This window comes from Streptomyces natalensis ATCC 27448, from assembly GCF_000935125.1.
Lineage (GTDB): Bacteria > Actinomycetota > Actinomycetes > Streptomycetales > Streptomycetaceae > Streptomyces > Streptomyces natalensis.
Map to the genome: position 1 here is coordinate 266,875 of NZ_JRKI01000029.1, position 25,455 is coordinate 292,329.

Consider the following 25,455-nt stretch of genomic DNA (forward strand, 5'->3'; position numbering starts at 1 on the left):
ATTCACGGGAGTGTGCTGACGCGGCCCGACCGTATGGTCGGCCGCATGCCCCCACGCACCCCCGGATCCCCGGCGCTCCCCGTACTCCCCTACCGCAAACCCACGCGCGGCCGGGACTACTGGGTTCTGGACGATGCCCTGCCCGATGTCGACGCCGTCCGGGCCCGCTGCCTCGCCAAGGACGACTGGATCGAAGGCTATCCGCACAAGTCCGAGAGCTGGCCCGGTCTGCGCACGATGCCCGGTCTCGAACCGGCTGAACTGGCCTGCGTCGAAAGGCTGGTCAGGAAGGCCACCGGCGCGCGTCGGCTGTGGCAGGAAACCGCCCCTGGCGGCGGCACCCTCAACCACAACTGCATCCAGGTCGTGGGCAAGGACGAGTGCGAGCCGCGACCGCACACCGATTCACGATCGCTGTGCCGCTATGCCGCTGTGCTCTATCTCAATCCCCACGTGCCCAAGGACTGCGGTACCAGCTTCTACCGCCAGAGCCTGTCGGATGGCCGGCTCGGCGGAAACATGGTGACCTCACCGCACAACAACCTGGTCGACGCTCTCGGAACGCGCTTCGTCCCGCCCCACTCCTTCACCGAAGACGTACGGGTGTCGCACCGCTACAACCGACTGCTGCTCTACACCGCCAACATGATGCACAGCGCCACCGGCTACTGGGGCAGGACCCTGGAGGACAAGCGGATGACTGCCGTCTTCTTCTGGATGGCATAACACCACTGCCGGACCTGCGGGACGCCGGCCCGGCATCGGTTCATGGCCTCACCTCTCAGCCGAGGTGCTCGTGTTCGCAGGCCGAGTCGATACCGTACGTGTCCCATGACGGGAACGGGCCGGCCGGCCCGGCGGCGGTCTCGCCGTCCTGCACGAGGCGGGCTGTGAGGCGTTCGGACGAGGTCGGGGGCGCTCGCTGCCGTCATCCGGAGGCGGGGGCATCCGGGTTCCCGCACGCCCGGGCGAGGTAGGTCGCGTCGATGGGCTCGGGATCGGGCAGGTCCCCGACGGCCTCCAACAGATGCGTCCGGTCGTAGGTGCGGCGGTGGGCGCTGAATTCGATCATCCGCGCGCCCTGTTGGGCGACCAGCGTCTCCAGCGGCGTGGGGTCGGGGATGTGCGGCACGACGCTCAGGGCGAGGCGAGGGTACCGGACCTGCAAGGTCTTCGGCACGACGTCGGCCGACGCGTTGTGCGGGTGGGTGACGTGAACGGTTCGTACGGCGGCGGGCCGGCCGGTGTGGGCCTTCGCCGTGCGGGCCATGGCTCGGGCGGCGTACTCCGCCTGTACCAGGTTCGCCGTTCCTTCAGGGTCCGCTGCGATCCGGATGTGTACGGTGCCCCCGCGGTGCCGGTCGCCCTTGACGAAGGCGATCAGGCTTGCGTTGCGTACGGCCCTGTTGCGCATGCCCGCGTCAACGAGCCGTAGCAGGGTGCTCAAGGGCTGGTCGGGCAGTCCGTCAGGGACGGGCCGGTCCGTGACGAGAAGGCCGGGGCGGAAGACGGTCACCGGACGGCCGGTGCGGGAACCCCAGGCGCGAACCAGGCGTTCGGCGGTGTACTTGCTTTCCTCGTAATACGTCTGGAAGCCGTGGTCCTCGCTGAGGTCTTCTTCGAGGATGTGGCCGGTGAGTCGGCGGCCTGCGACATACGCCGTGCTGACGTGCATCAGATGGGCATCAGGGGCATGGTCCGCGAGTTCCAGGACGTGCCGGGTCCCCACGACGTTGGAGAGGTGAAGGGGCGCCGGATCGCCCTCAAGCCTGATGTGGGCGGCGTTGTGCCACAGCTGGGTGAGACCGTCCGTGGCCCGTGCGCGCTGCTCGGTCGTCAGGCCGAGTCCCGGCAGTGTGATGTCCCCGCTCAGGTAGTGCAGTCGGTCCAGCGCACCGGCCGGCAGCGGCGGGCCGTGGAGCCAGGTGACGGCCGCTGTCAGCCGCGCCCGGAGCTCCGGCTCGCTGCGGCGGCCGATGACGGTGATCGGTTCGTCACCGCCCTCGGAAAGAAGTTCGCGCACGATGCGGCAGCCAAGGAATCCGGTGGCTCCGGTGAACAGGACGGGCACGACGTCTCCTTCACTGGAAGGGTGACAGGGCGGCCAACAGCCATGGCACGACAGGTACTTACCGCAGCGATGCCCGGCGGAAGCGCCAACGTACGCATCAACCGGACAGATTGGATTGATGTGTAAATATTTCTATTGGCGATCGGGCGGACGATTCGCGGACATTTCATTACGTTGGAATGGACCGCTTTCCGCGCGGATCGTCGTGCTCGGTGAGCCGCCTTCCAGGAAGGCCGTATCCATGAGCCAGCGCCCAGACCCCTCTCCCGACCGTGCCCTCGCGATCGTCGGCGTGTCCTGTCGCCTCCCGGGTGGAATCGCCGGAATGGCGGACCTGTGGGCCGCTCTGCGCGAGCAGAAGGACCTCGTCACCGAGATGTCCACGGACCGCTTCGACGAGGACCGCTTCGTGGACACCTCGATGCCGCGAGTCGGCAAGAGCTACACCGCCGCCGGGGGCTTCCTGGACGACATCGCGGGCTTCGACGCCACGTACTTCGGGATCTCCCCGAAGGAAGCGGCGCACATGGACCCGCAGCACCGGCTGCTGCTGGAGTTGACCGCGGAGGCACTGGACGACGGGGCGATCGACCCGGCGCTGCTGGCCGGCTCCGACACGGCCGTCTACATCGGCATCTCCGACGCCTCCTACGGCGCCCTCCAGATGCTCAAGCCATGGGCCATCAGCCCGTACACGATGTCGGGTGCGGCTTCGTCCATCGCGGCCAACCGGCTCTCCCACGCCTTCGATCTGCACGGCCCGAGCATGGCGGTGGACACCGCGTGCTCTTCCTCGCTCGTGGCTCTGGACCGTGCCTGCCACACGCTGTGGGAGGGAACGAGCCACACGGTGCTGTGCGGCGGAGCGAACATCCTGCTCTCGCCGTACCACTATGTCGGCTTCTCACAGGCGTCGATGCTCTCCGAACGTGGCAAGTGCGCCGCGTTCTCCGCGGACGCCGACGGGTTCGTCCGCGCGGAGGGCGGCGGCATGGTGCTGCTCAAGCGCCTCACCGACGCACTGGCCGACGGCGACCGCGTGCACGGTGTGATCCTGGGCAGTGCCAGCAACAGCGACGGCCGCACGCTGGGCCTGTCCCTGCCCAACCCGCAGGCGCAGGAGGACCTGTTGCGCCGGGTGTACGCGGACTTCGGGGTGCACCCGGACGAACTGGTCTACTTCGAAGCACATGGCACCGGAACCCTCGCAGGGGACCCGATGGAGGCCCGGGCCATCGGCCAGGCCCTGGGCATCCGGCGCATCACCGGCCCGTTGCCGATCGGTTCGGTCAAGTCAAACGTGGGCCACCTCGAACCCGCCTCCGGTATGGCGGGGCTGTGCAAAGCCCTGCTGGTTCTGCGGCACCGTACCGTTCCCGCCTCCCTGCACGCCGCGATGCCGAATCCGCACATCGACTTCACGGGACTGGGCATCGACCTGGTCACCGAGAACCGTGCCCTGAAGGGGGCGGCACGTCCGGTCGTCGGCGTCAACTCCTTCGGCTTCGGCGGCGCCAACGCGCACACCATCCTGACCGATTCCCCTCCCCGCCCCGTTCCACCACCGTGCACGCCACCCCCTGAAGGCTTGCCGGTCCTGGTGACGGCCCGCACCCCACAGGCGCTGACCGAGGCGACTTCCCGCATGGCGCATCATCTCGGGACGGCGGATCCGGAGGGCCTCTACGACCTCGCCTACACATCCTGCCTGCGCCGGGGCAAGCACGAGCACCGCACGGCCGTCCTCGCTCACACGCCGCAGGAGGCCGCGAGCAAGCTCACCCGGATCGCCGAGCACGGTTCCGGTCCCACCGCCCAGGCGGTGCACAGCGGCCGGGTGGCGTTCGTGTTCACCGGCAACGGTTCGCAGTGGCCCGGCATGGGCGCGGATCTGCTCGCCAACGACCCGGTCTTCCGCGCCACCGTCGCATCGGTGGACGCCGAACTGGCGCCCCGGCTGGGCTGGTCGGTGGCCGAGGAGATGGCTCGACCGCGCGAAGACTGGCGGCTCGCGGCGACCGAGGTGGCACAACCGCTTCTGTTTGCCGTGCAGTTGGGCGTCGTCGCCGTGCTGCGGTCCCAAGGGGTGGAGCCGGCGATGGTGCTCGGCCACAGCGTGGGCGAGGTGGCCGCCGCCCACACGGCCGGCGCCCTCACCCTGGCCCAGGCCGCCGAGGTCCTCGCGGTGCGCAGCGCGGCCCAGGCGGCCACGGCGGGATCCGGCCGGATGGCGGCTCTGGGCCTGGGCGCCGAGCAGGCGACGGAGGCGCTGAAGCCTTACGCGGGCAGGCTCGAGATCGCAGCCGTCAACAGCGGCAAGGACGTGACCGTCGCCGGAACGGCCGAGGCCGTCGCAGAGCTCGGCGACGAACTGGCCAAACGCCAGGTCTTCTGCCGCGACCTCGGCCTCGACTACGCCTTTCACAGCCGGGCCATGGACAGCCGGCGTGCGGTGATCACCGACGCGCTCACGGCGCTGGAACCCGGTCTCGGCGAGGTGCCGCTCTACTCCACGGTGACCGGCGCACGCATCGACGGCATGGATCTGGACGCCGCTTACTGGTGGCGCAACGTCCGCGAGCCGGTCCTGTTCGCCGAGGCCGTCGAGAACGCCCTGGACGACGGCGCAGACCTGTTCGTGGAGATCGGCCCCCACCCCGTCCTGCGTTCCCCTCTGCGCCGGATCACGGCCGACCGCCCGCGGACGACCACTGCCGTGGTGCCGACGCTGCATCGGGAAGCCGACGGGCCGGGGGACCTGGCCACCACCCGCGCCACGCTGATCGCCGCCGGGGCGGCCACCGACTGGAGCCGGTACTTCCCTCGCCCGGGCCAGGTCGTCGACCTGCCCGCCTATCCGTGGCAACGGGAACGGCACTGGGGCGGCGGCAAAGAATTGTGGACCCGTAACGGGCCGTTGGATCACCCGCTGCTCGGGGCCAGGATCGCTGCCCCCATGCCCCTGTGGTCCGGAGTCGTCGAACCGGTCCTGGTGCCGTGGCTCACCGATCACCGGGTGGCCGGCTCCGTCGTCATGCCCGCCACCGGATACCTGGAGATGGCGCTCGCCGCCGGCCGTCTCGCGCTCGGCGCACCGGTCGAGACGGAGTACTTGGACATCACCAGCGCGCTGGTGATCCCCTGGGACGATCCCTCCCGCGCATATGTACAGGTGTCGCTGAACCTCGACGACGGCACGCTGTCGGTCTCCAGCAGCGACGACCACGTCGGCGCAGCACGCACGCACGCCCGCGCCCGCGTCCGGCGACTCGTCGCATCCCGCCCGGACCCCGTCGACCTTGCCGCCGCCCGCGGGCGATGCCGGCATCCCGTAACCGCCGAGCAGCACTACAGCCGCTGCGCGGACGCCGGACTCGGATACGGTCCGGGATTCCAGGTCCTGACCGAACTCGCCGTCGGCGACCGCGAAGTCCTGGCCCATTACACCCACGGCGCCCCGGGAGCTCCGTGGACCGTCCACCCCGCGCTCCTCGACGGCGCGCTTCAGGCGGGCGTTCCGCTGCTGGCCGAGCGGCTGGCGGAGGGGCAGGCATATCTGCCGGCCGTCCTCGACTCCGTGCGCGTGTGGGCCACTCCCGCCCCGTCCGGCACCTTCGTGGTGAAGGAGCGGTCCCGCACCGCCGACGAGGTGTGCTGGGACATCGCCGTCACAGATCCCGACGGCACCGTGACAGTGCAGATGCAGGGCTGCCGCCTGCGGCGATTCACCGCCGCGCACCGCACCCCGCTCACCGTGCAGCACACGGTGCTCCGCGCGGCCCCGCCCGATGACGAGCCCTGTGCCCCGGTGCCGCTGCCTTCGCCCCCGCGGATCGCCTCGGCCTGCGCAGGGACCGTGGCCGACCTGTGCGCGGACATGCGGGCGTTGGGCTACGAGAAGTACCTGCCCGGGTTCGCCGAGAGGTTCCTCGAGGCCCTTGTCCGGACCGTCTCCGATCTCCTGCCGGATCCGATGGCTCCCTTCACCGAACAGGACCTGGTGTCCTGGGGGTTGGACGACCGGCACCGGCACCTGTGGACACTGCTGGAGCCGGCGTTGCGACGTCGCGGCACCCTCGTCACCGGCGAGGACGGGCGCTGCCGCCTCGCGGCACCGCACGTCACGGCGGTCCCGTCATCGCGCGGGGCCGGGCAGCCCGGCCCGGCCTGCGTCGTCGAGCAGGCGCTCGCCTCGCAGCAGATCCAGCGCCTGCCGGAGGTGCTGCGAGGGCGCCAGGATCCGATGGAACTGCTGGCCGACGACGCCGCGGTCCGGACCCTGGAGCAGTTCTACGACACCGCGCAGTACTGCCGGTTCCCCAACCGGCTCGCCCAGGCCCTGCTGCGTGAAATGGTCCGGGCCTGGCCGGCCGACCGGCCGCTGCGCGTACTGGAGGTCGGAGCGGGCACCGGCGGCACCACCGCGGCCCTGCTGCCCGTGCTGCCCGCGGACCGCACCCGCTACTGCTTCAGCGACGTCTCGCCGATCTTCTTCCCCCGTGCGAAAGCCCGGTTCAGCGCCTACGACTTCCTCGACTACCGCACCCTCGACCTGGACGCGGACCCCGCCGAGCAGGGATTCACCCCGCACGGCTTCGACATCGTGATCGCGGCCAACTCCCTCCACACGGCCCAGGACCTCAGATCCGCCCTCCACCGGGTCGCCGCCCTTCTGGCACCGCGCGGCGCCCTGCTCGCCGTCGAGTCGCACGACCCCGAGACCCTGGCCTCGATCTTCGGTACGTTGGAGAGTTTCTACAGTCACCGTGACACGGAGCTGCGGCCGCACTCGCTCCTGCTGCCGCGCGATCAGTGGCCCGCGCTGCTGGCGGACTGCGGCTTCGAGGACGTCGTCCAGGAAGGCTACGACCGGGCACCCGCCCGGGACTTCGGCTCCGTCCTGCTTGCCCGGGTCGCCGCCACCGGCTCCGACCGGAACACCGCTCCCCTCCCCCTGCGCCTGCCCGAGGACCGGTCGGGCACGACGTTCCTGGTCGCCGCGGAGACGCCGGACGCCCAGGCTCTCGCCGGCGCTCTCGTCAGCACCGTCACCGCCGCCGGTGCCACCGCCACACCACCGTTCGCCATGCCCGACACCGCAGCCGACTGGGATGCCCACCTGGCCACGGCCCGGCAGGACGCCGGCTCGGAAACCCTCGCCGTGGTGCTCGTCTTCGGTGAGGCGACCGAAGACGACCCGGACGCCGTGCTGGCACGTGCCGCCCGGCGTGCGGAGACGATACGCACCTGTACCGAGGCGTGCGACCGCCTGCCCGAAGCCCTCCGGCCCGAACTGTGGCTGGTGACCCACCCCTGCGACGTCGCGCCCCTGACGGCAGAAGACCCCCGGCCCGCGGACGCGGTGCTGTGGGGCCTGGGCCGCTGCGTGGCCAACGAGCTGCCCGGCCTCCACTGCCGACGCCTGTCCCTCCACCGCTCCGGCGTCGCCGGTGACGACGCACGGCGGCTGGCACAGGAGCTTTTCCGGCCCTCCGACGAGGACGAGATCGCCCTCACCGCACAGGGCAGGTTCGTCCTGCGCGAGCAGGCCCGGCCGGCAGCCGTGCCGGCCACGGAGGGCCTCGCCTTCGCCTTGCAGATCCGTGACGCGGGACTGTCCTACCGCCTCGCCTGGCAGGAGGTCGAGCCCCGCGAGCCCGGGCCCGGTGAGGTGCTCGTCGAGGTGCGGGCCGCCGCCCTCAACTACCGCGACATCATGCAGAGTGTCGGCCTGCTACCGGCCGAAGCCATCGAAGGGACGCCGTCCGAAGACGGCCCCGGGCTGGAATGCGCGGGCACCGTCGTGGCGTGCGGTCCGGGCGTGACGGCCCTGAAGGCCGGAGACCGGGTCGCCGGCTTGTCCGCCGCATCCCTCGCCTCGCACACCGTGGCGCACGCCGACGCCCTGTGGCCGGTGCCCGACGACATGGCCTGTACCGAGGCGGCGACCATGCCCGTGGCGCTCGCCACCGTTCACTACAGCCTCGTCACCCTGGCACGGCTCCAAGCAGGAGAAACGCTCCTCGTCCACGGAGCTGCCGGTGGTGTGGGACTGGCGGCCCTCCAGTACGCCACCGCATGCGGTGCGCACGTCATCGCCACCGCCGGCAGCGGCCTCAAGCGGGACTTCCTGCGCCAGCTCGGCGTCCGGCACGTCCTCGACTCCCGCTCCCTCGACTTCGTCGAGCAGGTCAAGGAGATCACGCGCGGTCAAGGGGTCGACATCGTGCTGAACTCCCTGGCGGGCGAGGCCATCACCCGCAGCCTCGAACTGCTCCGGCCCGGCGGCCGGTTCCTGGAACTCGGCAAACGGGACATCTACGAAAACAAGCCGCTGTTGCTGCGGCCCTTCCACAACAACATCGCCTTCTTCGGAGTGGACCTCACCAAGGCTCTCGACAGCCCCGCCCACCTGGAGAGTCTCCGCCATGACCTGAAGTCCTCCGCCCTGCGCGAGGCATGGCGGCCGCTGCCGCACAGCGTCTTCCCCGCCGCACGGGTCACCGACGCCTTCGCGCTCCTGCAACACTCCCGTCACATCGGCAAGGTGGTCGTCGCCTTCGACCCGCTCGACGAGCCACCGCTCGTCGAACCCCGGCCCCGTGCGCCTCGCCTGGATCCGGACGGCACGTACCTCATCAGCGGCGGCACGGGCGGCTTCGGAGCGGCGACCGCACACTGGCTCGCCGATCTCGGAGCCCGGCACCTGGCACTCGTCAGCCGCCGCGGTGCCGACGCTCCGGAGTGCGAAGCCTGCCTCGCCGCGCTACGGGAGCGCGGGATCAGCGCCACGGCACACCCGGCCGATGTCACCGACCTGGCGGCCATGGCGGACGTGGTGGCGAGGATCGACGCCACCGGACACCCGTTGCGCGGTGTCGTCCACAGCGCGATGCACCTCGACGACGAACTGTTCGTCGACCTCGATGCCGAGCGGATGGCCGCGGTCATGGCCCCCAAGATCGGCGGAGCAGTGGTGCTCGATACCCTCACACGGGACCGGAGATGCGACCTGTTCCTGCTGTACTCCTCCGGCACGGCCGTGAGCGGCAACGTCAAACAAGCCCCCTACGCAGCCGGGAACCTCTACCTCCACGCCCTGGTCCGAAGCCGCCGCAGAGCGGGCCTGCCCGGTCTCGCCATCGCATGGGGTGCACTCGCCGAGACCGGCTATGTCGCGCGGAACGAGCTGGTCTCCTCCCTGGCGAGCGTCGGCCTCCAGACGATCCGCCCGGCCGAGGCGTTCGCCCAGGCCGAGCGCCTGCTCCAGGCCGGCGCCGACGTGGCGGGCGTGGGCCGCTTCGACCACGCACGCGCCGCCATCCTGCTCCCGGTGATGGCGAGCCCCCGGCTGGCGGGACTCGTGCCGCCCGGGGCCGCGAGCGGTGCGCCCAGCAGGGAGGACCTGCTCCGCCAACTCGGCCGCATGACACAGGAAGAGGCGCTGAACTACATCACCGACACCTTGGCCACGATGCTCGCCGGCGTCCTCCAGATGGACGCCACCCAGATCGACCCGCACCACAGGGTCGACTCCTACGGCCTGGACTCGCTCATGGGCGCCGAGCTCCTCGTCCAGCTCCAGCAGCAGTACGACGTGCAGATCCCGCCGATGGAGCTGCTGCGCAACGCCAACAGCTCCATCGCCGACATCGCGCAGATGGTGTACCTACGGCTGGGACTGGCCCGCAGCACCGAAGCCCCCGCACTTCCGCCACCCCGAGCCGCCGAGGCCCAGGAGGCGCAGCCCGCGGCTCCCCTCCCCCACGAGCCGCGGCGCTAGCGCGTCGTCGGCTGGTGGAGCCAGGGCGCGCTGGTGGCCCAGAAGATGGCGTCGACGCCGAGGGTGTTCTTACCGAAGTCGGTGAACTCCTTCCGGGTGTACGGCTTCTTCGTCCTGGGGCTCTTGTACTGGAAGTCGGGCTCCTGCACGGCCATCGCCACGAGGGGCAGTTTCCCCCGGTACTTGTGGAAGAACGGGTACGAGTTCTGCATCTGCGCCGGACGGTCCGGCAGGATGTCCGGCCCGCCCAGGCCGATCCCGTGCGACGCGGCGAACTCGAAGGTGCGCTGCATGTAGTTGCGGCTGTTGTTCCACTCGCCCGGCCAGAAGTTGACGTACTGGATGAACGGCGTCCTGGTGAAGACCTTCTTGCCGTAGGCCATATTGGCCAGCTCGGCGGAGAAGTAGGCGTCGTCGCTGTACCCGGTGTGATCCTTCTCCTTGTCCACCTCGGTGGCGGTCTCCGGAAGGTTCACCCCGGCCAGGCGCCCGTCGAACCGCTGCGCCAGTGCCTTCAGCAGATGCTGGAAGCGGCCCCGCACCTCCGGGTTCCACTGCGCCGCGACCGTACCGGGCTGACCGGGGCCGAGACCGTTCTCGTTCTTCGTCGGGGCCGCGCCTCCCTGGTACTTCGGGTCGGACAGCAGGTAGCCCGGGAGCCTGGTCGGGGGTGCGAAGAACCGGTCCTGGACCTGGATGAACAGCTTCTTGTGACGGGCCCGCAGATACGTCAGCGCCTGGTCGACCGACGAGAAGTCGTACTGGTCCTTCTTCCTCTCAAGCGCCTTCCACGGCACCACCAGTTGCACACCGGCGATATCGGGACGGTCGATCAGCGGCTTCACATTCGCGTCGAAGTCCCCGATCGACGCGTACAAGTAGTTGGCCGGCGGCTTGGCACCGGCCGATGGGGCGGAGTCCTTGGCGGACGACGATTCGGAGGCCGAGGCGGCCGTCCAAGCTGCCGCGGACAGGGTGATCGTCATGAGCATTCCGGCACTGACTGCGATGCGTTTGGTCACCATGGATCCGACTGTGCGACACGGTTCTCAGAAAAATGTAAGAAGCCCGCGCCACTCCTCCCGAGCAGCCCCCGCGGCCCGCCGCACGCTCCTCGTCCCACGGGGTGAACCACTCGTCGTCGATCGCGAGCAGCCGGAACAGGTTCCGCAGGCCGTCGATGATGTCGAGATCGCCCTCGTCGCCGAAGCGGATGACGGGAAGCGTCGCGAGGTCGGCGCGGTCGTCGTGGTGCCACAGGGCGTAGAACGAACCCGAGCCGGTTGCCTGGGCGAACGGGGTGAGCCGGTCGAGATGGCCTCGGACCACGTGCGTGGTGCGCACGCTACCGGCCGGGACTGACATCGAACGCCGCCCCGTACGTTCACGGGGCGAGATGAGAAGTGCCGGCGGCCGAGAGCCGAACTGTCCGTTCCCGCATCAGCACGAACGGCCCGCCTCGCCCTGGACGAGCGACTCCGTCAGATGCTCCAGGCGCATGGCGAAGGCGGCGGCTTCACCCGGCGGCCACGTCGCCATCTCCTCGGCCAGGAAGGATTCCATCGCCCCGCGCAACGCCGTGACGGCCCGCTCGCCCTCAGCGGTGAGGACCAGCTCGGTGGCGCGGGCGTCAGCGGGGTCGGGACGACGGTCGATGAGCCCGGCCTCCTGCAACCTGGTCGCATACCGGGTGGCGACGGTGCGATCCATTCCGATCGCCTCGGCGAGCTTGGTGGCGGTGACGGGTCCCACGCGAGCGAGCCCGGACAACACCGGGTAGGTCGTGGCATCCACGCCCTGCACCCCGGAGGTCAACCGGCTGTAGAGCCCGGCACGGGTGGCCCGCAGGGTCAGCGCCCCAATGGCTGCGGCCACACGGGCGGCGGAAGTGCTGTTACGCGTCGTTTCCCTCACACCTCGATGATACGTGCAAAAAACACGGAGTTCCGCTAACCTCGAATGCGTGCAGAAAGCACGTTCATCGAGCACGCAAAGGATAGTCATGTCGCATTCGTCCTCGAACCCGCACCAGCCCGCCGTACGCCCCGAAGACGTCCTGCCCGAGGGCATCGACTCGACCGCGATCAACGGGCTGACCGTCCGCAAGGGGTCGGTGGCCGCATTCGTCGCCAACGCGCTACGGCTGGAGGACCTCACCGAGGGCACTCCCGAGCACGCAGCCGTCGTCACGCAGATGCGAGAACTCGCTCCCGCCCTGCGCACCATCGGCCTCCTCGACGTCTTCCGGCCCCGCTCCCCCGCAGTGGAGCGGATCCTCACCGAGGTCGCGTAACGCGGCGCGCCAGCGGCGCGGGGCGCCGGCGCCTGCGAGGCACCGGGAACACGCGAACGGCCGCCGTTGGAGCCGGCGGCCGTTCGCTGTGGGGAGGGGTGGAAGGAGTGGGCGGACGTGCGGGCTACGGGTAGTCCACCACGTAGGACTGCTGGTGGTCCGTGTTCGCCGGGCCGCCCTGGTCGTTGATGACGTGGTTGATCGTGCCCGTGCCGCCGAGCGAGACCGTCACCATGTGGTGGAGCTGCACGCCGTTCGCACGGGGTACCTGGAAGGCGCGGTCGGCGGCGACGGACTTGTTGACGTTGAAGTAGCAGTAGCTGCCCAGCCCGTACGCCTGGTGGTCGGTGACCTTGTCGGCCACCTTGTACGCGGCGTAACCCTTGGTGTCGCCGTCCGTCCAGGCCGCCTGGTCCGGCGGGTCGTAGGGCATCTCGTTCTGGAAGAAATACGTCCGGCCGTGATTGCCGTTCCAGACCACCTGGTCCTTCTGGTAGTGCTCGACGAACAGGCCGTACATCGTGACGTTGTCGCCGTTGACGGTCAGTCCGTTGTCCGCGGTGTTCTGCGTCCAGCCGATTCCGTCGCCGTGGTCGGCCCGCCAGATCCAGGTGTGGTCGCCGATGACGTCCGAGCTGTTGATGACGAGGCTCTTGGTCGCCGTGCCGACGCCCGCGCCGCCGACCCGGAAGTAGACGTCGTGCAGGGAGGAGGGGTTGCCGGAGTGGTCCGCCGAAGCGCCCTTCGGGCCCATCTCCATCAGCGTGTCCGAGCTCTTCTGACCGGCGTCGATCAGCAGACCCGCGATGTTCGCTCCGTCGACGTCGGCCACCGAGAGGGCGGTGACTCCGCCGTCCGGGACGAGGGTGGCCAGGCCCAGGCCGAGCACCACGGTATCCGGCTTCGTCACCTTGATCGTGTCGTCCAAGTGGTAGACACCGGGCGTGAACAGCAGGTGTTTGCCCTGCTTCAGCGCGCCGTTGATCTGGGACGCCGTCATGCCGGGCTTGGCGATGAAGAAGTCACTCAGCGGCAGTGAGGTGCCTTTCGGGGCGCCGCCGGACCAGGTGGTGCCCTTGGTGTCCGTGGCGGCGCCGGGGACGAAGACCTTGTACGCACCCGCATCGTCGATGTAGAGGAACGGCTTCTCCCGGGACTTGGGGGTCTTGTCCACCGTGGTGTACGGCGGCTGGGGGAAGGTGCCGGCCGGCGGGTTGGTCGCTCCGACGAACACCATGTTCCAGTTGGAGCCGTTCCAGCTGCCCCACTCGGTGTTGCGGGAGAGGTACTGCTGCTGTGAGCCGGAGGAGACCGAACCGTCGACCTTGGTGTCGGCGAGCAGGCCGCCGCTGGACCAGCCGTGGTTGCGCGGATCCAGCTGGAGGTTGCCCTTCACATGCATCCGGCGGAACGGCGCGGCCTGCGAGACGGCCCACCGGTCGGTACCGTTCACCGGGGTCACGGCCATGTTCTCGGCGTCGCGCCAGAAGTTCTGTGTCGCGTTGTCGCCGAACCAGTCGGCCTCGGCATGCACATCGCCGTTGATGTCGGTGTCGTCGGGCGACAGGCCGAGGCCGGCGATCTGCGTGGAGAAGCCGATGTTGGCGTCCACGTCGTACTTCCCCGGCTTGAACAGCAACGCGTGCCGTTCCTCGCCGAACTGGTTCTTCTCCTGCGCCTTGAAGACCGTGTCGAGCCGGGACTGGATCTGCTCCTTGGGCATCGACGGGTCGAAGATGTCCACGTTGGGGCCGAGGTCCGGGGCATCCGCTGCGGTGATGTGCTTCTGCGGTGTGCGGTGTTCGGGTCCTGCGCTCGCGCTCTGGGGGGAGAGGAGGGCCGCGGTGCCGGCCGCGAGGACGAGGGCGGCGGCAGCGGCGGTCAGGGCGCGGCGCCTGCGATGGCGCGGCCGGCCCGACTCGTCGCGGGTCATGTTCCGCTTCACGATGCCCCCGCTCAGCCCGTGTATCCGGCGAAGATCTTGGTGAACTGCCAGGGTTCCTGGTCCACGCCGGAGCAGGTGTCGTCGTTGGGGTAGGGGCCGGGGCACGGGCGGTCGCGGTTGGCCGACCAGTAGGTGAGGCGGGCGAGGTGGTGTTCCTGGGCGTAGGCGCGGATGGCCTCGAAGTTCTGCGGTGTGACCTGCTCGTTGGCGTCGGTGATGCCGTTCATCGACGAGATGCCGCTGTGCCGGTAGGCCGCGTCGTCGCGGTAGCCGTAGGCGTCCTTGACCGTGTTCTTCAGACCCTCGGCGGCCTTCTTCGTCAGCTCGCCCATGTCCTGACCGCCCGCGTCGCCGAAGTCGAACGGCATGATCGTCCAGCCGTCCACCGCCAGACCGGAGCCCGCGGCCCGCTTGATCATGCTGTCGTCCGGGCCGTCCTGGGCGCTGGGGAACGTGACGTACGTCGTCAGACCGGAGTGGTGCGCCTTCACCTGCTTCAGCGCGTCGATCGTCTTCTGCTGCACCTGGGGGTCGTCGTAGGCATCGCCCTCGATATCGATGTCGATCGCCTTCAGGCCGTAGGCGTCGATCACCTTCTGGTACGCGCCGGCCAGGGCCGAGGCGTCCGGGCAGGTCTGTTCCAGCTTGTTGCCGTTGGCCCCGCCGAAGGAGGGGACGACGTCGCCGCCCTTGGCACGGATCGCGTCCACGGTCCGCGCGTCGACGCCGCCGGTGAGCGGGCGGCTGCCGTCCCACTGCGGATCGCACGTACCGCCGCTGAGGACGAAGGCCAGGGTGAACCACTTGACGCCGGTGGCGTCCATCACCGTGGCGGGATCGGGCGGGTTGCCCCACCCGTTGTAGAGGTACGGGGCCACGGCCTGCGGCGCATCGGCCGCCTTGGGCCCGTCGGACGGTACGGCGCCGGCCGCCGCGGTCGTGCTGCCGCCGATGAGCGCAGCGGCGACCACGCCGATCGTGCTCCGGCGGGCGCCACGCATGTGCCGTGACCGCGATCTGCTTCCGTGCCGTGCTGGTGAACTCATGGGGGGGCTCCTGTGCGGTGGGGGGAGCAGGCGACACCCGGGGGCGGCTGCACTGCCGTCAGAAGTGCGTGTGCATCAGAAGTGCGTGTGCCCCGGAGAGCTGAAGGAGCGTTGAAGACCTGGACGTCAAGGCATGGTGGGGCCGCCCTCCGAAACGCGGTGCACAGTCGGTTCGGCCGACCGGGAATGGCGTCGGGACCGGAGCAGTTCAGGTTGGTCCAGACCTGTTGCACGGCTTGAGTTAACTGGGCGTAGGGAGGGGCGTCAAGACTGCTGGCATCACTTCAGAAAGTGAACACACTGGTCGGCGGCGACCGGGGCCGGTAAAGAAACAACCGTCGGCCCGTCAATTGCCTTGCCACGAAGGGCGAGCGGCGCAGGAACCGGGGGGTGGGCAGCAGAAGCGCTACCGGCAAGGCCGCGCGACGGGCGCCGGTGACTGCAACGCATTCACCAGGTCACCCTCGCCGGGCCCGCCGGACGGCTCGAGCAGACCACTCAGACGACCGACATCCAGGAGCAGATCTTCACGACCTGCGGCATTCCGATGCCGGCAAATTTGAGCGGCCTCACCACCGCCGAGTAGGCCCTGATCAGGTCAAACAGCCGACGGAGGCGTGGACACACGACCCCGTCGGCACCTCATGCCCGTTCCCGCAGGTCACAACCGCAATCCGTCATGATCGTGTGCCTGCCAACTGTCGAACTCGGGCGAACCCGGCGACCTGCCCGAACTGCTCGAAGCCGCCACCGAAATCGACCGCCCCACCGAGAACCCCTTCGTCTGACCGCCGGCCGGTGCCCGGCCCCTGGGCACCGGCCCCAGCTCCATACGTCATGTCGATCTGGAGGCTCTGGCGCAATGCCGGTGGTGCGGCCCGCTCTTGGCCCGGCGGCGGGCCGCAGGCGGATCAGCAACGTGACAGCACCCTCTGGGGCTACCAGGCGCAGGGTAGGTGCGTGATGTCCTGGGTGGCGCCGCGAGGGTGGTAGGTGGGTGGAGCGGTGGCGTGAAGGGTAGGGATCCGGGTGAGGAGCTCGGTGAGCAGTGCGGTGAGTTCGCGGCGAGCGAGGTGGGCACCCAGGCAGAAATGCGGGTTGGGAGTTCCGAAGCCCAGGTGCGGGTTGGGATTCCTCAGGATATCGAGGGTCTGGGGGGAGGAGAAGACGGTGTCGTCCATGTTCGCCGAGGCGTAGTAAAGGATGACTTTGTCGCCGATCTGAAAGATCTGGTCGCCGAGTTGGGTGGGGTGCCTGACGGTGCGCCGGACCCAGGAGACCGAACTGGCGTGCCGGACGAACTCCTCGATTGCGGTGGGCAAGCGGGCGGGCAGATCGCCGAGCAGCAGGCGATACTGGTCGGGATGGTCTGTGAGCTGGCTGAGCGCGTGGCACAGGGTGTTGCGGACGGTTTCATTGCCACCGCCGACCAGGGCGAGGAAGAAGGTGATGGCCTCGGTCTCGTTGAGGTACGCGCCAGCTCCCTGGCTGGTGGCCACGGCGGAGATCAGATCGTCGGTCGGGTGGGCGCGGCGGGTGCGGACGAGATCGGCGATCAGCCGGCCGACGGTGTCGAGAGCCTGGGCGAGTTGCCGGGGGTCGACTCGGCTGTCCATGTCGGTGGCCTGGAAGAGCAAGTCGACGGCATGGAGCACTACAGGCCGGTCTGCGTCGGGGATCCCGGTCATCGTACAAATGACCTGTATGGGAAGGGCTGGCGCGACGTCGCGGGCGAAGTCGCAGGGGCCGCGGTCGAGCAGGTCGTCGACGATCCTGCGCGCCTGGACGGCCATGTGCGCTTCCAACTGCTGGATCTTGGCGGGGGTGAACATGCGGGAGACGATCTTGCGTAGCCGGGCATGCCGGGGGTTGTCCAGGTTGATGATGGCCGCCTGGTCTTGGCGGATCTGAGGTGGCGGGGCCTCAAGGCTTACTGCTGTGGGCTCGCTGCTGAATGCCTGGGTGTCCCGTCCCGCGGCCAAAACATGGCTGTAGCGGGTCAGGGCGTAGAAGCCGTCGCCCACCTGCCAGGCGCCCGTCGCGGGACGGTGGAGGAAGACGGGCGCGTCCTGCGCGCGCAAGCGGGCGAAGACGGCGTCACGCTGATGAGGAGGTCGGGTCCAGAAGGCCGCGGACAACGGGTTGTCGGCGCCGTCGCACGGGAACGGGTCCCTACTCGGCGGAAGGTGGCCCTGCTGCGCAGTCATCGCTGGACCTCGCCTCCTGCGTGCAGTTCTCGGGTGATCCGGTCGACGTCCATCCGGCGGAAGAGGTTGTGGGTCAGGTCGGGGGCGGTTGCCGCCAAGGTGGCGACCGCCCGGAAGGGCCAGGGCGAGACGATGACCTCGCCACGGTTGTGCTCGACGGCGCGGATCGTGGCGTGGGCGATGTCGCGGGGGCTATTGGAGCCGCCGGTCCACCGGGGCAGACGGACCTCGGGCTTGCTGGAGGAGGTGTTACGGATGAAGCCGGGCAGGATGGAGGAGACCCCCACGTTGTGGGGGCGGAGCTCCTGCCGCAGGGCTCGGCTGTAACCGCGGAGCCCGAACTTGGCGCAGTTGTACAGGGCTGCGTAGGGGGATGCGTATTTCCCAGCCAGCGACAGCATGAACACCACGTGCCCTCTCCCGCGCGCGATCATCTGCTCGGTGGCCAGGTGAGCCAGGTGTACCGGGGCACGGAGGTTGACGTCGAGGAGGTAGTTGACCTCTTCCGGAGAGAATTCGGTCATCGCCCCGAAGGCCAGCATGGCGGCGTTGGCGATCAGGATGTCCACGAGCCCGGCCTCCTGGACGAGTTTGGCCGCGGCGGCCGGCGCGGACAGGTCGGCGGCGACGGCGGTGCCGCCGACTTCTGTGGCGAGCGCGGCCAAGTCGCTTTTCCTGCGGCCGGTGAGCACCATACGCGCTCCGGCGCCGGCCAGTTCGCGCGCAAGCGCCTGGCCGACAAGACCGGTCGCCCCGGTCAACAGGATTGTGGAACCGCTGATCTGCATAGCTACCCCTGAGTCTGCTTCAGCCAAGGTTCACGCCGGTGCTGGTCCGGCAGTCCGCGAGAGCCGCGAGCGATACGTCCAGCAGGTCGCGCATGGCGTCGTAGGTGGTGCAGGCCTTCCCGTTGGCCGCGGTCCTCGTAGCGGAACTCCTCCCCCAGGCAACCCAGGGTGTACTCGTAGTCCCTGTCGTTCAGCGTGTCGGTGGTCTTGGTCACTCGACCGACGTCCTCTTGCGCCGAGGCCATGAAGCTCTCCTACCTAGATGACATATCGTCAATAGGCCGATGGGCTGTTGGACGTGGCCCAGTAATGGGTGTGGGCGGCGAGCGCGGTGCCGGTGTGGTGCCAGGTGGCCGGCGAGCTGGCCGAGCCGTGAACAGACCACCGGACCGTGGGGCATGCGATGGCGGGCAGGCCGCTGCCTGCAGTGCCGCTTCCCCTGGTGTGTCGAAACACTGGTGTCCAATCGCCTCTCCGAGCCCGACTGCTGAACGGCATGGCAGGTGCGGGACTGGTTCACGCGCCGCTACTGAGGTGGTCTTCCAAGTGGGTCAGGATGGCCTCGCTCAGTGCCTCGACAGTGGGTGAGGTCCACACCACGATCCGGGGGATGGGGGTCTCCAGGTCACGTTCGAGGCGAATGCGCAGTTCCAGCCCCATCAACGAGTCCAGGCCGATCGACGACAGAGCAGTGTCCGGCCCGATCATGTCGACGTTGATCCGCAAGATGGCGGCGAGCTGCGCCACGACTTGGGCGCGCAGCAGTTCGTGCCGACGGTCAGGTGTGGGGGCCGAGCGGAGAGCTACCAGAGGGGAAGTCGGTTCGCCGGTCTCCCGCCCGCCGCCAGCGGCGCCGGCGATGACGTCGGAGAAGAAGGACATCTCGGCCAGGGTCGCGAAGGAGCCGAGCCAGTCGGTCAGTTCGGACGGGTTGTAGCACGTACGCCGGCGGCCGTAGGCGATGATGCGGTCCAGGGCCGCCACGCCTTCGGCAGGCGGGATGGAGGCGTAGCCGCGCTTTTCGAGGGTGAGGCCTCGGCCGACTTGGCTCCAGATCCCCCAGTTGATACAGCGGGTTTCGGGACGGCCTTGGGCGGTGCGCCAGGCCAGGAACTCATCCAGCCAGGCGCTGGCCGCCGCATAGGCGGCCTGACCGGGGGTGCCGAACACGGATGCGATGCTGGAGAACCCGATCCACCAGTCCAGAGGGTGGCCCGAGGTGGCCTGGTGCAGGTTCCAGGCTCCCCGTGCCTTGGGTTGCCAGACCCGGTGCAGCAGTTCGGGATCGAACCGCTCGACGGAAATGTCCTCGACCACCGCGGCTCCGTGCAGGACGCCGCGCAGTCGGTGGCCGCCGCCAGTGGCGGCCTCGACGAGCCTGCCCGCGGTCCGGTCATCGCTGATGTCGCCCAGAACGACGCTGACGCGGGTCTTTGCCGCCAGTCGGTCCAGTGTCTGCTGAGTCTCGGCGGAAGGCGCGCGGCGGCTGTTGAGGACGATGTGGCCGGCGCCGTGGTCAGCCAGGTGGTGTGCGATCACCAGGCCCAGGCCGCCCAGGCCGCCGGTGATGATGTAGCTGCCGTCCGGGGACGCGACGGGGACTTGGTCGGGGGGCGTCACGAGGTTGGCCTGGTCCTGCTGCGGCCAGGTCAGGATGAGCTTGCCGATGTGCTCGGCGTTCGCCATCGTGCGGAAGGCGGTGGACGCCTCGGTCAGCGCGAACTCGGCATACGGCAGCACCGGCAGCCGGCGCGCACGCAGGTCGGCGGCGACTTCGCCCACCATCTGCCGGATCAGGCCGGGCGCGAGCTGGGGCAGCAGCGCAAGGTCCACACTGTGGAAGGTGATGTTGCGGCGGAAGGGATACAACCCCAGCCGGGTGTCGGCGTAGATGTCCTTCTTGCCGAGCTCGACGAAGCGTCCCAGTGGGGCGAGCAGGTCCAAGGTCGCTTTCTGGGCCGCTCCGGTCAAGGAGTTGACCGCGATGTCCACACCCCGTCCGCCGGTCGCCTGGCGTGCCTCGTCGGCGAAGTCCAGGTTGCGGGAGTCGAAGACGGACTTCACGCCCAGGGAACGCAGGTAGGCGCGCTTGGCATCGGTGCCAGCGGTGGCCAGTACTCGAGCACCGCGTGCATGGGCCAGGTGCAGGGCAGCCAGGCCCACGCCGCCGGCCGCCGAGTGGATCAACACGGTGTCACCCGGCTGCACTCGTGCCAGGTGCACCAGGCTGTACCAGGCGGTCAGATAGGCCGTGAGCAGTCCGGCTGCGGCCTGGACGGGCATGTCGTCGGGGATGGCGAAGGCGTGGGCAGCCGGGACTGTGACGTACGAGCAGAATCCTCCGGCCTCCGCCCCCAGCACTGGCACGGCTACCCGGTCGCCCTTTCGGTACCCGGTGACGTCCCGGCCGACGGCGACCACGGTGCCGGCGCACTCGGTGCCGGCGCGTCGCATGCCGGGCGGTGCCACCGGCAAGGTGGCCTCGCCCAAGGCCGGGTCTTCGGACGGGTAGAGTCCCATCGCCATCAGCACATCGATGAAGTTCAACCCGCTGGCGTGGACCTGGACCTCGATCTCGTCGGGCCCGGGGTGCCGGCGCGGGCGGGGGACGAGCTCGAAGGAGTCCAGATCGCCGGGGCACCGCAGATCCAGGGCTATCCCGTCCTGGCCGAAACGGCCGGTGCCGGTCCGTCGATCGGTGTCTCGCATGGGAGCGCGTGAAAGCCGGGCCCGATAGCGCTGTCCCTGACGCCAGGCGACCTCGTCATCGACCACATCCCCCGCCAGAAGCTCGGCAGCCAGGTCGTCGGCGCCGGTCACCGTGTCGATGTCGACGCTGGTCGGGCAGAGTTCGGCATGTTCGTACCCAAGAACCCGCACCAGGGCGCGCAGCCCGGCGCTGTGGAGATACATCTGGTCGTCCGCCAGCACCTGCCGGGCGGCGCGTGTCACGACCCAAAGACGCGACACAGCGGCGGAGCCGGTGGAGAGGTGGCCGACCAGGGCCTTGACCAGAAGAGCGGTCCGGCCCACTCGTTGCTCGGCATGCTCCAGGGTGATGTCGTCGAGTACGGCCCGGCCCGGTCCGGGCAGCACCACGACGCCTTGCCATTCCCGGGCGGCGCCCAGCGCCCGTCCCACGCGCTCGGCGATGGCTTCGGCTGGTAGGCCGAGTGGCAGCACGAGGTTCTGGCAGGTCTGGCCACACACGTCCAACTGCTCTGCCAACGCCTGCGCGTCGTCTGCGGAGCTGTCGCCGGGCTCGGTGATCAGCAGCCACCGGCCCGGTGTCGGCACGGATGCCGCCGGCAGCGGCGCCGGGAGCCAGGTGACCTGCAACAGCCTGCTGTCGAACAACGTCGGCGAGTGGGTGGGATCGGAGCGGGTGAACCGTACTCCGGTCGCCTCGGCGAGGACGGTGCCCTCCGGATCCAGCCACTGCACCTGGCCGATGCATCCCGCGTCGTCGCTGTGGTCGAGCCGAGCCAGGCAGAATCGGCCTTGCCGAGCGGGGCCGTAGACGCGCACCGTTCCGAGCTCGGTCGGCAGGGCCAGGCCGCCACCGGGTTGGGTGGAATCGACCCACACGGCGGCCAGTGCCTGCAGGCAGGCGTCGAACAGAACCGGGTGCCAGAACATGCGTGCGGAGCTGCGGCGGGCTTCCTCCGGCAGCACGATCTCCGCCAGCATGGAAGGGGACCCGTCGGTGTGCAGACGGAGCGAGCGCAGTGCGGCGAATGCCGTGTCATGGTGGATGCCCCGCTTCCGCAGCCGGGTGTAGAACTCGGCCACCTCCAGGGGCCTGGTGTGCTCGGCACGGCAAGAGCCGAGATCCACCCGCGCGGGGTGAGAGTCGGGTTCGACATCGTCACCGAGCAGTTCCAGTCTGGCGGTGGCGTGGACGGTACGGGTGCCCGTGGCATCTTGGGTGCTCAGACTCCAGTCGGCCGCGTGGGCGGACCGGAAGCCGGTGTTCGCGGTGATCAGGGTGGGGGCGGTCAGCGGTAGCAGTGCCCGCAACTGCACCTCCCGCACCTGGATCCGCTGTGGGTCCACATCGCCGTACAGGGCACAGGCCGAGGCCAGTGCCGCCTCGCAGAAGCCGGTGCCCGGCAGCACGGCGACGTCCTCCACCTTGTGGTCGGCCAGCCAGGGCAGGGTCTGCGACTCCAGCGTCGTCTGCCACCAGTGCCGGTCGTCGCCGTCCAGGTCGTGCAGGTGCGTGCCCAGCAGAGGGTGTCCGTCGGCATCGCCGCCCTGATCGCCGCGGACCTGGGTGAACGGCAGCAGATAGGGGCGTCGTTGCCATGCGGTGGCCGGAACGTCGGCCAGCCGACCGTCGCCGTACCAGCGGGTCCAGTCCACCGAACCGCCGGCGCAATGGATCCGGGCCGTCTGCTCGGTGAAGCACCTCAGCTCATCCTGGTCGCGCAGCAGCGTCGGCAACACGGTCACCGCTTCGCCAGTAGCGGCTTCGGCGTTCTGCCGCAACGCGGAGCCCAGCAGTGGATGGGGAGAGACCTCGACGAACACTCGGTGGCCGTCCTCGATCGCGGCCTGCGCCGCGTCAGCGAACCGGACCGGCTGGCGCAGATTGTCCGCCCAATAGGCCGCGTCGAACCGGGGTACGGCGTACGGGTCAGCACCGACGGTGGTGTAGAAGGGCACCGCCGGTGGCATCGGCCTCAGGTCAGCCAGTGCGGCGCGGATGTCTTCGAGGATGGCATCGACGTGCGCCGAATGGGAAGCCACATCCACCGCTACCCGGGCCACGGTGACGCCCTCGCTCTCCCAGCGGCACACCAGCCTCTCCACTTGATCGTGGTCGCCGGTGATGACCGCAGCGGTCGGGGACGCGTGGACCCCGACATTCACCCCCGTCATCCCGGTCTCGGCGAGCACGGTCTCGACCTGCTGCGGGGGAAGCTGCACCGCCGCCATCGCGCCACCGCCGGCGGCTTGCGACATCAAAGCAGACCGACGGCAGACGATCTTCACACCGTCTTCGGCGGACAAACTGCCCGCCACCACCGCGGCCGCGACCTCCCCCACCGAATGACCGATGACCGCAGCCGGCTCCAGCCCATGTGCTCGCCACATGGCGGCCAGCGAGACCTGGAACGCGAACAGCACCGGCTGCACGCGCGCGAACCCCTCCACCACCCGCGGTGCGGCCAGCACATCACGGAGAACAAGACCCGTCTCCGCCTCGATGAGCGGCTCCAGCCTGGCAATCGACGAGGTGAACGCCTGATCACGGCCCAGCAGACCCATGCCCATGCGGGCCCACTGCGACCCCTGCCCGGAGAACACCCACACCGGGCTGCCGGAAGAGCTGGAACGCTGGGCCAGCCCGCTCACCACCTGGGCGCCTTCTCGCCCGTCGGCGAACGTCCGCAGGCTCTCGCCCAGCTCTGCACGTCCCCCGGCCACCACGGCCAGCCGGTACGGACCGTGGCTACGCCGCACTGCCAAGGTGTGCGCCACATCCGCCAGCGCCACCGACCGGCCGGTGTCCGCCAGCCAATCGGCCAGCCGTCCCGCCGAGGCAGCCAGCGCGGGCGCGGAAGCCGCCGACAGCAACGTCACCGTGGACCGCGCGCTGTCCTGGCCCTCGCGGTGCGCCCCCTGGCCCGCCCCGATGTCGCCGACTGATCGGTCCGCCGAGCCTGCCGGCGGCTGTTCGACGATGACCTGGGCGTTGGTGCCGCCGACGCCGTAACCGGACACGGCGGCCAGCCGCGGCCCGTCCGAAACCGGCCACGGCACCGGCTCCGTCGGCACGAACAGCCGAGTCCCCTCAGGCTGCATCCGCCCGTTCCACGCAGTGAAGTGCAACGTGGGGGGGACGACACCTTCGCGCACCGCCAAGATTGCCTTGAGCAGGCCCGCCACTCCCGACGCCGGCTCGGTGTGCCCGATGTTCGACTTGATCGACCCCAACGCGCACCGGCCCCGCCCCTGCCCGTAGACCGCAGCAGTCGAGGCGAACTCGACCGGGTCCCCCACGGGGGTACCCGGACCATGCGCCTCCACCATGCCCACGTCCCCCGCGGCCACACCCGCCGCGGCCAGTGCCTCGCGGAACACCAGCTCCTGCGCCACCGCCGACGGTGCCGTCAACCGGATCGAGCGTCCGTCATGGTTGACCGCCGAACCGCGGAGCACAGCCAGCACGCGGTCGCCATCGCGCCGGGCATCAGCCAACCGCTTCAGGATCACCACACCGCAGCCCTCGCCGCGGACGAATCCGTCCGCACCCGTATCGAACGAGCGGCACTTGCCAGTCGTCGACAGCATCCCCAAATACGCCTGACACAGCATCTGCTCCGGCGTCTGCACCAGCTGCGCCCCGCCCGCCAGCGCCAGATCCGTCTCACCGGCACGCAGGCTCTGACAGGCCAGGTGCGTGGCCACCAGGCTGGAGGAGCACGCGGTGTCGACCGCGATCGCAGGGCCGTGCAGATTCCACAGGAACGCCACTCGGCCCACCATCGTGCTGTGCATATCCGTCAACCCGTAGTAGGGATTGACCTCCCCGACCGAAGGCCGGCTCCGCAACAGGTAGTCGTCGGTGTAGACACCAGCGAACACCCCTGTTCGGGAGCCGTCCAGGTCGGCCAACGGGATGCCCGCATGCTCGAACGCCTCCCAGGCGACCTCCAGGAACAGCCGGTGCTGCGGATCAACCGCGGCAGCCTCCTCGACGCTGATCCCGAACGGCACCGGATCGAACGTGCTGATGTCGCCGTCCAGGTAGCAACCATGCCCCATTTGCTTCAATACCGCCGGATCGACGTCCCCCAACTCCCGTAGCGACCAGCGGCCTTCCGGCACCGTCCCGGAAGTGTCCCGGCCCGCCAGCAGCAACTGCCACAACGACTCCAGCGAGTCCACACCACCTGGAAAGCGGCAGCCAGCCCCGATCACTGCGATCGGCTCCACAGGAGCCGACAGGGCAGGGGACGCGGAAGCGGGAAAAACAGAAGTCATGCTGACTCTCCCATCGGACGCACAGTAGTCAACAAGCGGCAGCGGGTAGGAGCGCAGGGGTCGGCCGCGCAACACCGTCTGGGTGCCGTCGGCACCAATCTGTTTCTGCAACACGATGTTCGGTATCGGGCTCGCAATGGTGACCGCGGTGTTCGAGACAATCTCGTGCACTGTGGTGATGGGCACGCCGAATTCGGCCTGATGAGGGCTTCTCGTGGCCGACGGGCCGGTTCGAGTCGGTGACCCATCTGATCGCGCCAGTGCCTAAACCGGCCCTGTCGCGGTCTTGATCGCTTACGGTCGCGTGAGCTGGTTCGGCGTGCCCGTAT

General features: G+C 69.4%; 11 protein-coding genes and 1 pseudogene. 4 read left to right on the forward strand and 8 right to left on the reverse strand.

Annotated elements, in window-relative coordinates; genetic code table 11:
* The first annotated feature begins 45 nt into the window (after positions 1 to 45).
* Entirely contained in the window at positions 46 to 726 is a 681-nt protein-coding gene (locus SNA_RS21045; protein ID WP_030063634.1) for a DUF6445 family protein, read from the forward strand.
* 202 nt (positions 727 to 928) lie between these two features.
* Here the strand turns inward: SNA_RS21045 and SNA_RS21050 are convergent, their stop codons facing one another.
* Positions 929 to 2,071, reverse strand: coding sequence for an SDR family oxidoreductase (locus SNA_RS21050; protein ID WP_044366192.1), 1,143 nt, complete (start codon positions 2,069 to 2,071; stop codon positions 929 to 931).
* A 241-nt stretch (positions 2,072 to 2,312) separates the two neighbouring features.
* Between SNA_RS21050 and SNA_RS21055 the strand changes: the two genes are divergently transcribed.
* Positions 2,313 to 9,854, forward strand: coding sequence for a type I polyketide synthase (locus SNA_RS21055; RefSeq protein ID WP_044366194.1), 7,542 nt, complete (start codon positions 2,313 to 2,315; stop codon positions 9,852 to 9,854).
* Here SNA_RS21055 and SNA_RS21060 read toward each other — a convergent pair.
* Positions 9,851 to 10,840: a hypothetical protein gene (locus tag SNA_RS21060; protein WP_241779765.1), complete on the reverse strand. Its 990-nt coding sequence runs from the start codon at positions 10,838 to 10,840 to the stop codon at positions 9,851 to 9,853. The two genes, SNA_RS21055 and SNA_RS21060, sit on opposite strands and share 4 nt — an antisense overlap.
* On the opposite strand from SNA_RS21060, the gene SNA_RS42610 reads away from it, so the two are divergent.
* Positions 10,839 to 11,216, forward strand: coding sequence for a hypothetical protein (locus tag SNA_RS42610; protein ID WP_157880026.1), 378 nt, complete (start codon positions 10,839 to 10,841; stop codon positions 11,214 to 11,216). The genes SNA_RS21060 and SNA_RS42610 overlap by 2 nt on opposite strands.
* A 78-nt stretch (positions 11,217 to 11,294) precedes the next feature.
* On the opposite strand, the gene SNA_RS21065 is transcribed toward SNA_RS42610, so the two are convergent.
* A complete protein-coding gene (locus tag SNA_RS21065; protein ID WP_241779766.1) occupies positions 11,295 to 11,768 on the reverse strand; it encodes a MarR family winged helix-turn-helix transcriptional regulator in 474 nt (157 codons plus the stop codon).
* An 88-nt stretch (positions 11,769 to 11,856) separates the two neighbouring features.
* On the opposite strand from SNA_RS21065, the gene SNA_RS21070 reads away from it, so the two are divergent.
* Positions 11,857 to 12,147, forward strand: a complete 291-nt coding sequence (locus SNA_RS21070) for a hypothetical protein (protein WP_030063644.1) — start codon at positions 11,857 to 11,859, stop codon at positions 12,145 to 12,147.
* A 124-nt stretch (positions 12,148 to 12,271) separates the two neighbouring features.
* On the opposite strand, the gene SNA_RS21075 is transcribed toward SNA_RS21070, so the two are convergent.
* The 5 genes and pseudogenes from SNA_RS21075 to SNA_RS21100 all read right to left on the reverse strand — a co-directional run bounded on the left by SNA_RS21075 (position 12,272) and on the right by SNA_RS21100 (position 25,126).
* Positions 12,272 to 14,080: a hypothetical protein gene (locus tag SNA_RS21075; RefSeq protein WP_030063645.1), complete on the reverse strand. Its 1,809-nt coding sequence runs from the start codon at positions 14,078 to 14,080 to the stop codon at positions 12,272 to 12,274.
* 23 nt (positions 14,081 to 14,103) lie between these two features.
* Positions 14,104 to 15,024: pseudogene (locus SNA_RS21080) on the reverse strand (chitinase); the annotation flags it as partial.
* A gap of 1,052 nt (positions 15,025 to 16,076) precedes the next feature.
* Positions 16,077 to 17,345: a cytochrome P450 gene (locus SNA_RS21085; protein WP_044366200.1), complete on the reverse strand. Its 1,269-nt coding sequence runs from the start codon at positions 17,343 to 17,345 to the stop codon at positions 16,077 to 16,079.
* Positions 17,342 to 18,133 carry an SDR family NAD(P)-dependent oxidoreductase gene (locus SNA_RS21090; protein ID WP_030063649.1) on the reverse strand — a complete coding sequence of 264 codons (792 nt, stop codon included), beginning with the start codon at positions 18,131 to 18,133 and terminating at the stop codon, positions 17,342 to 17,344. The genes SNA_RS21085 and SNA_RS21090 overlap by 4 nt, the downstream gene beginning before the upstream one ends.
* Positions 18,134 to 18,649: 516 nt before the next feature.
* On the reverse strand, positions 18,650 to 25,126 hold the full coding sequence (locus SNA_RS21100; RefSeq protein ID WP_078970068.1) for a type I polyketide synthase: 6,477 nt from the start codon (positions 25,124 to 25,126) through the stop codon (positions 18,650 to 18,652).
* Positions 25,127 to 25,455: the final 329 nt, after the last annotated feature.